Annotated in this window: 7 protein-coding genes; 2 read left to right on the forward strand and 5 right to left on the reverse strand. The window is 59.5% G+C overall.

Going from position 1 to position 14,984, the window contains the following annotated elements; translation table 11 throughout:
* Window positions 1–126 precede the first annotated feature (126 nt).
* Window positions 127–3,042, forward strand: coding sequence for a TonB-dependent receptor (locus HDE77_RS19280; RefSeq protein ID WP_343206142.1), 2,916 nt, complete (start codon window positions 127–129; stop codon window positions 3,040–3,042).
* 117 nt (window positions 3,043–3,159) lie between these two features.
* On the opposite strand, the gene HDE77_RS19285 is transcribed toward HDE77_RS19280, so the two are convergent.
* Complete coding sequence (locus HDE77_RS19285) at window positions 3,160–4,482, reverse strand: aspartyl/asparaginyl beta-hydroxylase domain-containing protein (RefSeq protein ID WP_184419546.1); 1,323 nt, start codon at window positions 4,480–4,482, stop codon at window positions 3,160–3,162.
* A gap of 191 nt (window positions 4,483–4,673) precedes the next feature.
* Here HDE77_RS19285 and HDE77_RS19290 point away from each other — a divergent pair, with 191 nt between their 5' ends.
* Window positions 4,674–6,245: a sulfotransferase gene (locus HDE77_RS19290; protein ID WP_184419547.1), complete on the forward strand. Its 1,572-nt coding sequence runs from the start codon at window positions 4,674–4,676 to the stop codon at window positions 6,243–6,245.
* A gap of 51 nt (window positions 6,246–6,296) precedes the next feature.
* On the opposite strand, the gene HDE77_RS19295 is transcribed toward HDE77_RS19290, so the two are convergent.
* From HDE77_RS19295 to HDE77_RS19310, 4 genes are all read right to left on the reverse strand, one after another.
* Window positions 6,297–7,838 carry a sulfotransferase gene (locus HDE77_RS19295; protein ID WP_184419548.1) on the reverse strand — a complete coding sequence of 514 codons (1,542 nt, stop codon included), beginning with the start codon at window positions 7,836–7,838 and terminating at the stop codon, window positions 6,297–6,299.
* A gap of 432 nt (window positions 7,839–8,270) precedes the next feature.
* The gene (locus HDE77_RS19300) at window positions 8,271–9,815 is read right to left on the reverse strand and encodes a sulfotransferase (RefSeq protein ID WP_184419549.1); all 1,545 of its coding nucleotides are present in this window, start codon (window positions 9,813–9,815) and stop codon (window positions 8,271–8,273) included.
* A 124-nt stretch (window positions 9,816–9,939) separates the two neighbouring features.
* Complete coding sequence (locus HDE77_RS19305; RefSeq protein WP_184419550.1) at window positions 9,940–11,763, reverse strand: tetratricopeptide repeat-containing sulfotransferase family protein; 1,824 nt, start codon at window positions 11,761–11,763, stop codon at window positions 9,940–9,942.
* Window positions 11,764–11,839: 76 nt separating this feature from the next.
* Window positions 11,840–14,896: a TonB-dependent receptor gene (locus HDE77_RS19310; protein WP_184419551.1), complete on the reverse strand. Its 3,057-nt coding sequence runs from the start codon at window positions 14,894–14,896 to the stop codon at window positions 11,840–11,842.
* Window positions 14,897–14,984 lie beyond the last annotated feature (88 nt).

Raw genomic sequence — 14,984 nt, forward strand, 5'->3', positions numbered from 1 at the left:
CGGGACCGGCGTGGCGAGGGCTTATTGACTCTTCGTTACCCGTGATCGCGCGCTCCGCTTTCAAGTTCTTTCGTCAACACGGATGTAGGGGAACACAGTATGAAATCGTTTGAACAAGGCAAGTTGGTGATCGCCGTGCGCGTGGCCCTGGCTATGGGCGTCCTCATCACCTCCGACACAGCCTTCGCCCAAGATGCCTCGAGCAACAAGGACGCCAGTTCCAAACCCGCCAAGAGTCTTGAAACCGTCGTCGTGACGGGCTCGCGCATTCGCAGCGTTGACGTGGCCACCGCACAGCCGGTCTTCACCATGACCCAAGCGGACATCAAGAAGACTGGGTTGGTCAATGTGGGTGACATCCTGCAGAGCCTCACCGAAGTCGGCGAACCTGCCTTTAGCAAAGCGGCCGTGCTGAATTCAAACTCCGAACAGGGTGGTCAGTACGCCAATATGCGCAACCTAGGTGCAAACCGAACGTTGGTGCTGGTCAACGGCAAACGCTGGACCAGCAGCATGGACGGTTACACCGACATGTCGACGATTCCGTCCGCCCTGATCGAACGCATTGACGTCCTCAAAGATGGCGCCTCGTCGATCTATGGCTCCGATGCCATCGCGGGTGTGATCAACATCATCCTGAAAAATAGCTATAGCGGCGCCGAGGCTTCGGCCTATGTCGGCGAAAACGAGAAACGTGATGGCACACAACAAGCCTATTCGTTCACCGTGGGCTCGACCTCTGACAAGACGTCAGTCATGTTCAGCGCAAACTACACTCACGAAGATGCCACCTGGGCGAAAAGCCGCGATATAACTGCATACACCTATGGTCCGAACCACGCCGAGGATGGACTGAGCGCCACGGGCCCTTGGGGCCGGTTCCGCAGTGTCAATCCGATGACGGGCGCTGCCACTGGTTCTACTTATACGTTGAACCACACAGGCACTTGGAATGGCCAGGGCGTGGGTCAGGACTCGCGTAATCTCGCGAATTATCATGCGGGCAGCAACCCGGCCACCGATTATTACAATGGCGCTCACCAGATGAACTGGGCGCCGTCGAACGAGATGAAGTCGATCTTCACTTCGGCGAGCCACACGTTCAATGACTACGTTACGTTCAAGACGAATGCCATGTATTCGGAGCGTGACAATAATCGCCAAATCGCGGGCTATCCGCTCAATAGCCGCAGTCAGCCAAGCTTTCCCACTTACCTCAGCGGCCAGAGCTACTACAACCCGACCCCGGGCAATGATTTGTTCTTCTACCGCCGCATGGTGGAAGTGCCCCGTGGAACCGACATGGACGTGAAGTCCTATCACTGGGACGCCGATCTCGAGGGAGCACTCACGCTGGGTACGCGTAACTGGAACTGGGATGCTGGCTTCAACTTCGACCAGTACGATGCTGTCGAAACCGAAACAGGCAACCTCAATCTGTTGAGCTTGCAGAGCGCACTCGGCCCATCGTTCTTGAACAGTAGTGGTTTGGTTCAGTGCGGCACGGCAGCCAAGCCGATTGGGCTCAATCAATGTGTGCCGTTCAATGTCCTTGGCGGCCCGAGTGCCTCTACGCCGGCAATGATCAACTACGTCATGATGACGGGGTTGGAAAAACTGCAGAGCCAGAGTCGCGAATACTTCGCGAATGTCACCGGTGGCTTGTTTGATCTACCCGCCGGTGAAGTGGCGCTTGCGGCAGGCTACGATTATCGCCAGCTGTCAGGCTACGACCGTCCGGATTCGATGATCAGCTCGGGCTACTCCACCGTTCCAGCAGTTCAGCCCACTACCGCGAACTACAGCATCAATGAGTTCTACGCTGAGCTCAATGTGCCGCTACTAAAGGATCTTACCGGCGCGAAACAGCTTGCGCTGGATATTTCCAGTCGCTACTCGGACTACAGCAGCTTCGGTAGCACCGTGAACAGCAAGTACAGCCTTACATGGAAGCCGATTGACGATCTATTGATCCGTGGCACGTATGCTCAGGGCTTCCGTGCACCGACATTGAGCGATGTGTTCGGCGGCGGCACGCAGACATTCGACTACTACACCGATTCGTGCGACCGGAAATTTGGCGGCGCAGCAACTGATCCAAAAGTAGCAGCTGCATGTACGGCAGCAGGTGCCGGCTCTGGCTTCCGCCAGACGGATATCAATGGCAAGCCAGTCAGCGCTCCCAGTACGCAAGGCAGCACGCCGTTTATTGCGGGCGCAGGCAATGCTTATCTGAAGCCGGAAACCAGCACTACGCGCACGGCTGGCCTCGTCTACAGCCCAGCCTGGGCCACTGGCCTTGATGTTTCGGTGGACTGGTATGACATCAAAATCACCAACGCAATCACAGGCATAAGCGCAACCACTGTTCTGGATAACTGCTATGTCCTCAATATTCAGGACTTCTGCAAGGCGTTCCAGCGCGACCCGGTAACCCACCAGGTGATCAACCTGTATCGAGGCAACCTCAACGAGGGCTCACTAAGTACCTCTGGCTATGATTTCGGCGCGCATTACCGCCTACCAGAGTTCAGCTTCGGCAAACTCGCTCTAGGCCTGGATGCGAACTATCTGGCGTCCTACGACGGCCAAGCCACCTCTACTTCGCAAGTCGTTGGCTCTGTGGGCCATTACAATACGCCGCGCATTCGCGCAAACCTTGGTCTGGAGTGGAACAATGGCAACTGGGGCGCGACATGGGCCATGCGCTACTACGGCGCTTTCCGCGACACGTGTTGGTCCCAGTATGTGCCGGCTCAAGGGGGTACGCCGGCTGAGCCGGCTGTGGAATGTAATCAGCCGAACTATGCAGCCAAAAACTGGTCCGGCGTAGGTGCCAACCGTAAGGGTGCCAGCGTATACGACGACGCGCAGATTCGTTATGCGTTTCCATGGAAGGGCACCTTCACGTTTGGCGTCAAGAACGTCTTCGACAAGAGTCCGACGATCACCTACTCGGTGGACGACAGTAGTACGGCGAAGGTTGATCCGACGCTGCCCATAGATCGCTACTTCTATGTTTCGTACAACCAGAAGTTCTAAATCAATTAGCGATGCCGTAATGAAAAGGAGAGCCCTTGCGGGCTCTCCTTTTGGCTTGAACTATTGCGTCGGCCCCCCTTAAATCAGAGCCGCGCCAAATTAGAGATCCCCGGGCGACTACCCTTTCGGCACCGGCACTTCACTAGCGCGATTGAAGTCGCCGATCGCACCGACCAGATCGGCCACCGCCGCTCGCTCGGCCTCGCTGAGGTCGGGATTCCAGGTATCGAGGATCAGCACCACGCGGGTCTCGGCGCTGTTGTTCCATGCCTCATGCGTGTACGTGTCATCAAAGGTGACGCAACGCCCTTCTTTCCACTCGTGGACTTCCCCGCCGACGCGCAAGGCACAGTCGGACGGCACGATGAGCGGCAGGTGCGTGACCAGTCGGGTATTGGTGACACCACGATGCGGGAGAATATGGGTACCCGGGCGCAGCACCGAGTACAGCGTTTCCGGCGAGTGCTCGCGCACGCGTGCGAGCGGCAGCGCATCGAGCAGCGCTGCGGTTTGCGGGCAGCGCGCGGCGTGCGCGTCATACCGTTCGCCATGACGGTAGAAGAAATACGCGTCCCAGGCAGCCTGCTGGGCACTGGAAGATCGCAGCAGGTCAGCCGTGTCCTGCGGCGAATCGGTCTGCAGGAATGGCTCGAAGTCCTGCGGCTGCAACAGCACACTGAGTAGTTCCTCCCGGATCGCGGCGGTATGGGCCTCCAGCTCCGCCTGCCACGGAAAGCGTTCGCGCGGGTAATACGGCTGGCTCGGCACTCCCGGGAAATACAGAAATTTTGGCTGCTGCCGTGAATCGGGCAACGTGGCTTTTTGCTCGCCTAGATAGATGGCGAGGCATTGTTCCACCCGCACCAGTTCAGAGGCGCCGTAGCGTTGCCGCAACGGCTCTAGAATGTCGTTGAAGAGGCTGCGACGTCCTGCGAGAACGAATTGAGTAGCTCGCTTTACGGCATCCCGTAACTCTGGCGCCGTCGTCTCATCATTGAGCCAGCGTCCTTTCGCCTGCGCCGTATTGAGGGCGTTGAAAGTGGCGACAAGGGCTTCATGGGTTTGCCCCAGCTCATCCAGCAAAGCCCCCAGCCGCAAGCGCGCCAGAAACATATCTGGCTTCAGTTCCAGCCCACGGCGCAAATCGTTGACCGCTCCCTGCATATCACCATCGGTCATCCGCGCCAGGGCCAGTTGGTGCAGCGTGAATGGCTCCTCTGGAGACGCCTGATGCGCTCTCGTCAACAACTCGATCGCCCGACTGGCCTCGGCGCGGGCGAGGCTGATGCTGGCCAGTTGCTGCAGCGCCTCCAGATCGTCCGGATCGGTCTCCAGCAGACGCTCATAAGACCGCTCCGCAAGCGCCTGGTCCCCTTGACGCAAGCCCAAACGGGCCTTCTCGCGAAATTCTGCCGGGGACTGCTGTTGCTCATTCTTCATTGCTGGTTTCACTGTCGGATGGACTGTGGGATCCTCGATGGCCACCACAGCGGGCTGAACTAGCCGGCATAATACGCGGTGGCGCATTCGATTTCCTTGGTGGGCAGCGAGTCGCCTCGAATTAAAGTTTGCGCCGCGCTACATTGCCGCAGCCTGCGCGTCGCAGACCACCTGACACCGAAAGGGTAGAAATGACTCCTCGCCTACAGGGATTGAGCCCTGCCACCCGCACCCACATCATGGTCGCGGGCGAAGCACTCGAAGCCGGCCGGGTGGACGAAGCCGAACGTCACCTTGCCAACGCTACCGTCTCCGATCCGCAGCACCCCGAAGTCTTGCGCATGCAGGCTGGCATCCACAGCCTGCGTGGCCGGCCCCAACAGGCCCTCAACGCGATGCGGCAGGCATTGTCGCAACGGCCGCAAGACCCGATCTACCACAACACCATGGGCACCCTGCTGGGTAGCGTCGGCGACTTTGATGCCGCGATTGCCTCGCTGCGTCGTTGTTGCGAACTGCAACCCGATATAGCAATCGCCTGGTACAACCTGGGCGTCATGCTGACCCGCTGTGTACGCAACGACGAAGCGGTGGCCGCCCTGCAGCACGCGGTTGCCCTGGCGCCGGATCACGTGGCCGCACGGGCCTTGCTGGGCGATATGCTGCGAACCCGCGGTCATACCGAGGAAGCCGCAGCGGAGTATCGCAAGGTGCTCGCGGAGCAACCGTGGGCCGGCATGGCATGGTGGGGTCTCGCCGATCTCAAGACCACGCGTTTTGCCGATGACGATATCGAACGCATGCAGGCGGCGATGCAACAGCCGCGGGCGAGCGATGACGATCTGATCGCCATGGGTTTCGCGCTGGCCAAGGCGCTGGACGACAACGGCCGTTACGCCGACTCGCTCGCCGCACTTGCCCAGGCCAATACCGTGGCGCGGCGGCGACAGCAGTGGAATGCCGCCGCATTCTCCACGGGAATCAGCGCGGTAAATCAGGCTTTCGCGCCACCCCCGGCTGACGCTGCGGAAGCACTCGGCGACGAGGTAATCTTCATCGTCAGCCTGCCCCGGTCCGGCTCGACCCTGGTGGAGCAGATTCTCGCTTCGCATTCGTCAGTCGAAGGCGCCGGTGAGCTGCCCGATCTTCCACTGGTACTGGCGGAAGAATCGCGGCGTCGGGGCAAACCCTTCCCCCAATGGGTCAGCGCGATGCAGCCGGCGGACTGGGAACGACTGGGCCGGCGCTATCTGGAGCGCACGGCGCATTGGCGGCGACAGCGCCCGGTCTTCATCGACAAATTGCCGAACAACTGGATGTACATCGGTGCCATAAGAGCCATGCTGCCGGCGGCGCGCATCATCTGTTGTCGCCGTGATCCGCTGGAAACCTGCTTTTCCTGCTATCGCCAGCATCTGGCGAACAACGAGTACTCGCGCACGTTCAGTGATCTGGCTAGCTTCTGGCGCGATTTCGATCGTAGCGTACGTCTCTGGACCGACCTGAACCCATCACGTGTCTTCGAGCACAACTACGAAGACCTGCTTGCCGATCCGGAAGTCCAGATTCGCCATCTACTGGAATTCTGCGACCTGCCGTTCGAGCCAGCGTGCTTGCAGTTTCACGAAACCGAGCGGGAGATCCGCTCGCCCAGCGCGACCCAGGTTCGCGAACCGCTGCGTCAGGACACCGCGAGCGCGCCGCGCTATGGCGCGCTGCTCGATCCGTTACGGGAGGCCTTGGGTATCGGACCCAGCGACTGAACCGCTCGGCTTCGCCAGCGCCCGACGGAGGGGCGAATGCACCGTGCCCTGTCAGCCGGAAACCGCCTCGCGCAGGTTCGTCAGATGCTGCGCGTACGGCCGCCATTCTTCAAAGGAACGGGTGTGAATCGGCTCGCGCACCTGCACCATGCTGAGCGTGGCGACCACTGATTTGTTGCGGGTGAGGTCCACACATCCGGGTTCCCACTCCAGTCCGCAGAACGCAAACACTTTGCGCGCCGTCTCCTCGGGTTGACGAACCAGGTCGCCATAGTCCACATCCAGAATCTGCCCCGGCATGGCGCTGTGCCAATGCGCAAGCACGCGACGGTATTGCAGATAGTGCTGCGCCAGGGCATCCAGGTCATAACTGTAGGGAAATGAGTCGCCCAACAGCGCTCGATAGTTGGAGAAACAGACATCCATCGGCTCGCGCACCAGATTCAGGATGCGCGCCTGCGGCAATGCGCGGCGCATGATCCCTGCAATCATCCAGTTCCTTGGCAGCTTGTCGATGAAGAACTTTGTATCCGGTGCCCGCCACTGGGTCTGCGCAAGATAGCCTCGACCGATGTCGGCATAGTCGAGGTCGGGCAGTCGCTGCAGGATCGTCTCGTCCAGCGTCACCCGATGGTCGGCCACTCGCCGCAACTGACGACCAAAGTCATCGAGCTCACCGGCAGAAGTCACCTGTGAATGGTTGCTCAGTATTCGATCAAGCAAGGTGGTGCCGGAACGTGGCATGCCTATGATGAAAATCGGCTGCGGCCCATCGAAATGTGTGCCATGCGGTTGCAGGAACTGGGGTGTGCAACGTTCGATCAGGCCTTCGAACAAATTCCATGCGTACTTTGAATCGACTTCCTTGCGTGCGTACATCAACGCATTGCCGCGCACGAGCGCAGGCCAGGCCTCCTCGTAGCGACCGCTACGCTCGAGTTCTTCGTACATGGCGAACTCGAGAGACGCGTGGTTTACCGATCCCGGTGCAACGTTGCGAATGCTTTCGGCAAGTAGCTCGAGCCGTTCCGGTTGGGCCACCTCTTTGCGCATGCGCGCCAGCGCCAGCACTGCCCGGCCATTGCGGGGATCGATCCGCAAGGAAGTCTCATGTTCAGTCCTCGCCTCCTGCAGACGTCCGTTGAACGTCAATTCCAGAGCTCGCTGATAGTGATAATCCGAGTCGCCAATGCCCGCGGCACCCGCGCGGTCCAGCAAGGCCAACGACTGCGGATGCTCCCCAAGCATGCCGCGCAGTTCGGCCAGACGCATCAGGACAGCGCCATCCCGCGTATCCGCCGCCGCCCGCTCCATACAAACGCGCGCGGCTAGGATTTCGCCAACCTTATGCAGCATATCGGCCACATTGCTGATCAACATGGCATCGTCGGGAAGCTCCCGCGCCGCGCACGTTGCATGGTGAGTGGCATCCCGCAAGCGGTAGTCCTTCCAGGCAATATTGGCGAGAATCAGATGCGCCTCAGCGTGCGTGGGATCGTGTTGCAGAAAGCTTTCAAGGGCGACACGCGCGGCAACCGCCTGGCCATCGGCCAGGTAACGCTGAGCCCGGTTCCAGAGACGCTCATTGCTCATAGTGACTTCTTATCGTTAAAGAAGGGTCACACCTGTCGACGATGGCGATAGCCTGCCTGTCGCCATATTACGCAATCGAGGCCGTGACTACACCGCAATAACTCCGTTGCAGCAAGCTGCGCCCCATCAATCGCCTAGCTTGGTCGGACAGCCTCAGTGACGAAGCTTGGACAGCAACGTCGGCCACACCGGCTCGAATCGCACGTGCCGGATTTCTGCGACCCGCCGTTCGAACCGGCATGCATGCCATTTCATGAAACCAAACGGGAGATCCGGTCGCCCAGCGCAAGCCAGGCTCACCAACCCCTGCGTCAGGACCCCGCGAGTTCGCCCCGGTACGCCCCCCTGCTCGATCTGCGGAGGGAGGCCGCAGACATTGTTAGCTCGGTTGCTCGAGCCCCACGCAGGCGCGATGGCACCGTCGCTGCGAAGTCAGCCGGAGATCGTTTCGCGCAGCTTCGTCAGGTGCTGCTCGTACGGCCGCCATTCTTCAAAGGAGCGAGTGTGGATTGGCTCGCGCACCTGCACCATGCTGAGTGTGGCGACCGTCGATTTGTTGCGGGTGAGATCCACGCAACCGGGTTCCCAGTCGAGGCCGCAGAAAGCGAATACCTTTCGTGCCACATCTTCGGGTTGGCGAACCAGGTCGCCATACACCACGTCCAGAATCTGCCCCGGCATGGCGCTTTGCCAATGCGCGAGCACACGACGGTACTGCAGATAGTGCGCAGCCAGCGCATCAATGTCGTAACTGTAGGCGAATCCGTTGCCCAGATGCGCACGGAAATTGGAAAAGCACACATCCATAGGCTCGCGCACCAGATTCAGGATGCGTGCCTGTGGCAAGGCACGACGGATCAGCCCTGCGACCATCCAGTTCCGCGGCAGCTTGTCGACGAAGAACCTTACTCCCGGCGCGCGCCATTGGGTCTGTGCAAGGTAACCTTGGCCAATGCCTACGTAGTCGAGATCCGGCAATTGCTGCAAGACCTGCTCGTCCAGAGTGATCCTGTGGTTGGCCGCTCGCCGCAACTGGAGTCCGAAGTCTTCAAGTTCACCGGAAGATGCCACCTGTGAGTGGTTGCTCAGTATTCGATCAAGTAAGGTGGTGCCGGAGCGTGGCATCCCGAAGATGAAAATCGGCTGCGGCCCTTCGAAATGGGTTCCGTGCGGCTGCAGAAACTGGGGTGTACAACGCTTGATCAGACCTTCAAGCAGATCCCACGCATACTTTGAATCAACTTCCTTGCGGGCATACATGAGCGCATTGCCGCGTGCGAGCGCCGACCAGGCATCATCGTAGCGGCCCATATCCTCGAGTCCCTTGTAACGGGCAAACTCGAGGGCGACATGGTCCTCGGTTCCAGGCGCAACGTTGCGGATTCGCTCGGCAAGAAGATCGAGATGGTTCGATTCGGGTGTCTGCTTGCGGAATCGCGTCAGAGCCAGTGCCGGGCGACCGTAAGTCGGATTGATCCGCAAGGATTGCTCATGTTCACTCTGTGCTTCCTGCAGACGCCCATTGAAGGCCAGTTCCACACCCCGCTGATAGTGAAATTCCGCATCGTCAATGCCCGCGGCGCCCGCTCGATCCAGTGCTGCCAGCGACTCCGAATGCTCCCCAAGCATCCTGCGGAGCGAAGCAAGACGAACCAGTAGAGTGCCATCTTCCGTATGCGCCAGGAGCGCATGCTCAAGACAGGTACGCGCCGCGACGTTTTCGCCCAGCAGCAACAGCAGTTCGGCCGCGTCGCTGATGAACGTTGCGTCGTCTGGAAGATTGAGTGCCGCGTTCGATGCATGGTGAACAGCATCGAGCAACCGACCGTCACTCCAGGCGATGTTGCCAAGAATCAGGTGTGCCTCGGCGTGCGCAGGATCACGTTGCAACAAGTTTTCGAGGGCGAAACGCGCGGCAACCGGCTGGCCATCGGCCAGGTAACGCTGGGCCCGGTTCCAGAGACGCTCATTGCTCATAGTGATTTTCTAGTCGTTGCAGAAGGGTCACACCTATCGACGGCGACGATACCCAACCTGCCGTCATGTCAATCGAGGGGCGGGCTTCGCCCCTCTAATTGCCAGTGTAGCAAGCTGGACCCGATCAATCGCCAAGTTCGGTTGGATAGCCCCAGTGACGAAGTACCGGTTGCAGGATCGGCCACGCCGGCTCGAATTCCTTTCTATAGCGCAGCCAGCGATTCATTCCCTTTTTATTCACCGGCACAATCACCTGCGAATAGCTTGGCGTCGCGATATATTCCTTGTTGCGCGCATGTTGGTCGAATTTCAACATGGGCGTGGCGTCCTCCAACTCAAGGAATTGGGCGATGCGCCGAGTCTGTGGCGGAAAATCCGTCACCAGATCCTCATACCGTGAAACCAGGACGTTGGGCTGAAAGGTCTGCTCATCCTGCAGCCAATGCTCAACGGCCTGTACATAAGCGGCGGCCAGTCGCGGGATGCTTTCGGCCGCCGCGCCCAGGATGCTGGCGCGGAAATTCTGCATGTAGCAGCTGAGGATGACATCGCAAGGGTGACGCAACGCGAAGATAAATTTCGCTTCCGGAAACAGGCGGTGGATCATCGGCAGCCACAACATGTTCAGCGGGTTCTTGTCGACGACTTGCGCGTCCCAGCGTCGCTCGATCGTTTCGCACACCATCTTCAGATAGAGCTTGCGCAGTTCATCGCAATCTCGTTGTTGCAGTACGCTTAAATCCTGCAAAATGCGGGGATCGTGCTGACGAAGCTTGTCGGCGAGTCTGTTGAAAAACGGATTCTCATCCATCGACTGCAGGGCCGGATGCGCATCCAGCATCTGCTCCAGCAAGGTGGTGCCTGAGCGTGGAAAGCCGACAATGAAAACCGGCGAATTTCGGGCGTCCGGCGCCACAACCTGCGGCCAACGCCGATAGGCTTCCGGCGATACGCGTGGAACCGCTGCAGGGAGCGCCAATGCGTCGGGTGTGAAGTGGTCCGGCGAGGAAATTTTCAGCTCCTCAACCTGGATCGCATGTGTCGTGCGCAGCGCCTGCATGGCGAGCTCCTGCTCCCCCGACTTGTCGTATGTCTCGGCAAGCTCGAAAAAGTGGGCTATGTCATTGGCGTGACGCGGCCCCGACCGTTCAAGCAACGACCGCGCGGTGACCAGGTCACCTTTGCGCAAAGCTAGTTTGGCAAACAGGTGGTCCACCTCCTGTCTTTCGGGCACGCCAAGCGCATCGCCACGCACGGCAACCGACTGCACCAGCGCATCGGCTTCCGTCAGACGGTTCATTCTTTCGTAGACTCCGGCGAGCATGAACTTTGCCTCGAAATTGAAGCCGTCCCGTTGCACCAGGTCTTCAAGCAACACCTGCGCACTGCTGATGTCGGTCAACAGTATCAATAGCTTGGCCAACTCCGATTGCATAGCGTCGTCGCGCAATGGCAGCCACTGTCGCCACGGCCGGAGCAGATCCTGGGCACCATTGAAATCCTGGCACAGGCAGCAGGCTCGGGCGCCATGCACTCGTGAGAGCGGTAGCTGCCGGTCAAGATCGAACGCGTCCAGCAACATCTCGCGTGCGCCAAGGTAATCCTTGCGCTCGATCATCATGAGTCCCAGATCGACGCGCGGCACCGGATTATGCGGATCCAACCGGATTGATGTCTGGTAGTTCTCTTCAGCTTCTTTCCGAAAACCTCCACTGCGCAAGGCCGTTGCAAAGTTCGCCCAGTACACGCCGTTGTCCGGAAACAGCTCGGTCAGGCGCGCGTACGCTGCAATGGCCTCGCTTACCCGCTGCTGGAGATGCAGGCTTATAGCCAGCATCGACATCAAATCTTCATCATTCGGCTGGACCAGCAATTGCTGCCGGCACAGGCTTTCGGCAGCCGTCAGATCGCCCGACTCGATTGCAGCTTTAATATTTTCGAATTGCATTGTTGTCATGCCATAAAAAAACGGGGCCGCGCAATCATCTTGCGCGGCCCCTCAAGGTTAAACCATCAAACCAAGCTTAGAACTTGACCGTAACCCGACCGAAGAAGAAGCGGCCAATCAGGTCGAAGTCGCTCGGATCGGTGTTCGCGTTCAACGTGTTGTTCGCGTACAGCAGCGGCGGCTGCTTGTCGAACAGGTTGTTGACGCCGAACTCCACGCGCGTATTCAACGGTTCGATGTTGTAGCCCAGCGAAACGTCGTTGTAGACGGTCGCACCGTACTTCAACTCTGCGCCCCTGATCGTGCATTGGTAGGTTCCGCCAGCCGGGTTCGGCTGACCATCGTAAGAGCAGGTTCCGTACGGGAGCACATCCTGCGTCGGATTTGCCGAACCCATCTGGAAGCGACCGATGTAACGCAGGCGCCACGAAGCGTCCCAGTTACCCAGCTGCCAGTTCACGTAGCCCTGACCCTTCCAACGCGGGAACAGGCAGTTGCCGGAAGCACCCGGGCAGGCCGCGGCCTGTGCGGAGCCAAACGGCATGAAATGCCCGGCGTCGTTGTACGTGGTGTTGGAGGCCGACCCTGGCGCCGTTTGCTCGTTGAAGTACTTCAGGTAGGTGGCGTTCATGCCCACGCTGAACTTGCCGAACGAGAACTCGGGGAGCTTGTAGTTCAGCGAGAAATCGACGCCACCCGTGCTGGTGGTACCGAGGTTGCCGGTCGGCTGCAGGGTTTGCGTCGAGAGCTGGCCCTGATTGACGCCGCTGGTTTCGCGCGAAATGAATTTGCAGAAGGTGGTATCACCAGCTGCGCAGAGATCCAGCTCGCTTTGAACACCGACGACGGTGATGACGTTATTCAGGTACAGATGCCAGAAGTCGATCGTCGAGGACAGACCTGGGGCCCAGGACGGACTGTAGACCGCACCGAAGTCAAACGTCTTGCCCTTTTCCGGCTTGATCGGGAAGCCCGCAAACTCGGCGCCGGACACAATGCCATTGCCCTGCAGGTTCTGGGTGACCAGCGTGTTGACAAAGCTGCCGTCGGTCTTGACGTTGACGCAAGCCGGGTTGACTGGCGTGCCGGTGTAGCCGGTGCAGGGATCACTGGAGATCCGGTATGCCGAGGAGGTCGGCGCACCAAAGACTTCCGCCAGGTTCGGGGCGCGGAACACTTCGGCCATCGTGCCACGCAGCAGCAGGTCGTCGAACGGCTTGTATTCGATCGCGAATTTCAGGTTGTTGGTGGTGCCGAACAAATTGAACTTCGAGTAACGGTCGCCGATGTCGACGTTCAACGACTTGACGAACGGCAGGTCATTGAGGATCGGGAAGAACGCTTCGGCGTAAACTTCCTTGACGTTGTAACCACCCTGCAGGGCGGAGCTGCACTGGCTGCCCAAGGTGCAGGTGCCGGTTACCGGGTTGATCTGCAGCAAGCCGTCGACCTTCTGGTCTTCGTATTCCTGACGATAGTCAGCGCCGACCGCCAGATTGACGGTACCGGCAGGCAAGTCGAACACACCGCCGTTGAAGTCAGCGTGCCAGACCTTCTCCTGCGTCAGGCTCGTAATGAGACCCGGCGAGGCGGCCGCCTGCAGCGAGGCGATCGACTGCGGGGTGTTGATGTTGAACGGGTTGAACGGAATGCAGCCGGCGATGATGTTGGCCTTCTGGGCACCCACAGCTGGAGTGCCGCAAACGACCGTTCCACCGTTGTTGAACGACGGACCAGCAGCCTGATTCAGGATATTCAGATTCACCAGGCCGGTGGTCGTTTCGGTCGTGGTGGTATGGCCGTAATCCAAGCCCACATCCCACTGCCAGGTCTGGTTGCCAATCGGGAAGTCACCCTTGAAGCCGGTGTGAACCTGCCCGGTGGTGAGGCCGAAGAACTGCTCGCGCAGGCCCAGTGAGGTCAGACGCACGCCGAACGCGCTCTGGCCATTCTGGTAGTTCACACCGAACGGGTTGTAGTAGTTGTTCTGCGAGATCTGGAAACCGCCGAGGGTCGTCAGAGGATCCGGGGCCAAAGCTGCGTTGGACGAGGTCTTGTCGACATACAGGTCCAGATACGCGCTGACATGGTCGGTCAGGTTGTAGGTGCCCATGAGGAACGCATTGGTGCGCTCCTGCGGCGTCAGAATCAGGTTGACCGTGGCGAAGTTGTATTTGTCGCTGTTCGGACCATTGTTCTGGAAGCAATGGTAGGAAGCGGGGGAGAGCGTATCGGTTGTACCCGCGTTGTGCGCGACATAGCCGCTTGTGCAGCCCGGGAAGGCAGCGGCAAAGTTGCTGCCCTTCAACTGGACATGTCCGTTCGGCGCCGAGCTGGAACCGCCAACGTTCGCGGTGGGCGGCTGCGGTGCGGACGGACCGGTTCCGTTCGTGCCGTAGATCGACACGGAGTTCCGGGAGAACTTGCGATTGCCCGCCTCGATACCGTCGGTCTTGTTGTAGTCCACGCCGCCCATGATGCTGCCCTTATCGGACGTCTGGCCAAACGTGAAGCTGTAACCCTGCTGCTCGCCGTCGTTATGATCGGACTGACCAAAGTTCGTCGAGAACTCGGCGCCCTGATAATCCTTGCGCAGGATGAAGTTGACCACGCCGCCGACCGCGTCGGAACCGTAGACCGAGGACGCGCCGGTGGTCAGCACATCGATATGATCGATCATCGAAGCCGGGATCGAGTTCGGATCGGTGTTGTTGACGCGATGACCGTCGACCAGGATCAAGGTGCGGTTCGGGCCCAGGCCGCGCAGACCAATGCTGCTGGCGCCGGTACCGCCGGAGTTGTTGACCTGCGGGTTGGTGTTGCCGCCGGTGACGGCTGGCAGATCCTGCACCAGGTCACCCAGGGTCAGCTTGCCGCTGGCCTGGATGGCGGCGCGATCGATGGTGACGACCGGGCTGGCCGTTTCCAGATCCACGCGGCGAATGTGCGAACCGGTAACCACAACCGTCTGCAAGGTCGACGCTTTTTGCGGAGCAGAAGGGTTGGTATTGCCCTGCGGCTGTGCGGACTGATCCTGAGCGAATGCGGTGCTCGAGGCACCCACCGCGATGACAGCACCCAGCGAAAGCGCCAGCTGAACTGCCGATGAAAGTTTTTTGACCCCAAGTTTCATGAAAACACCCTCCGATTAATTATCATCAATGGGTCAGAAAAAACGTTCTGCCCAAAAGCCCACACTTGGCCCGACCTTACCCAGACCG

The sequence above is a fragment of the Rhodanobacter sp. MP7CTX1 genome (assembly GCF_014205795.1).
GTDB lineage: Bacteria > Pseudomonadota > Gammaproteobacteria > Xanthomonadales > Rhodanobacteraceae > Rhodanobacter.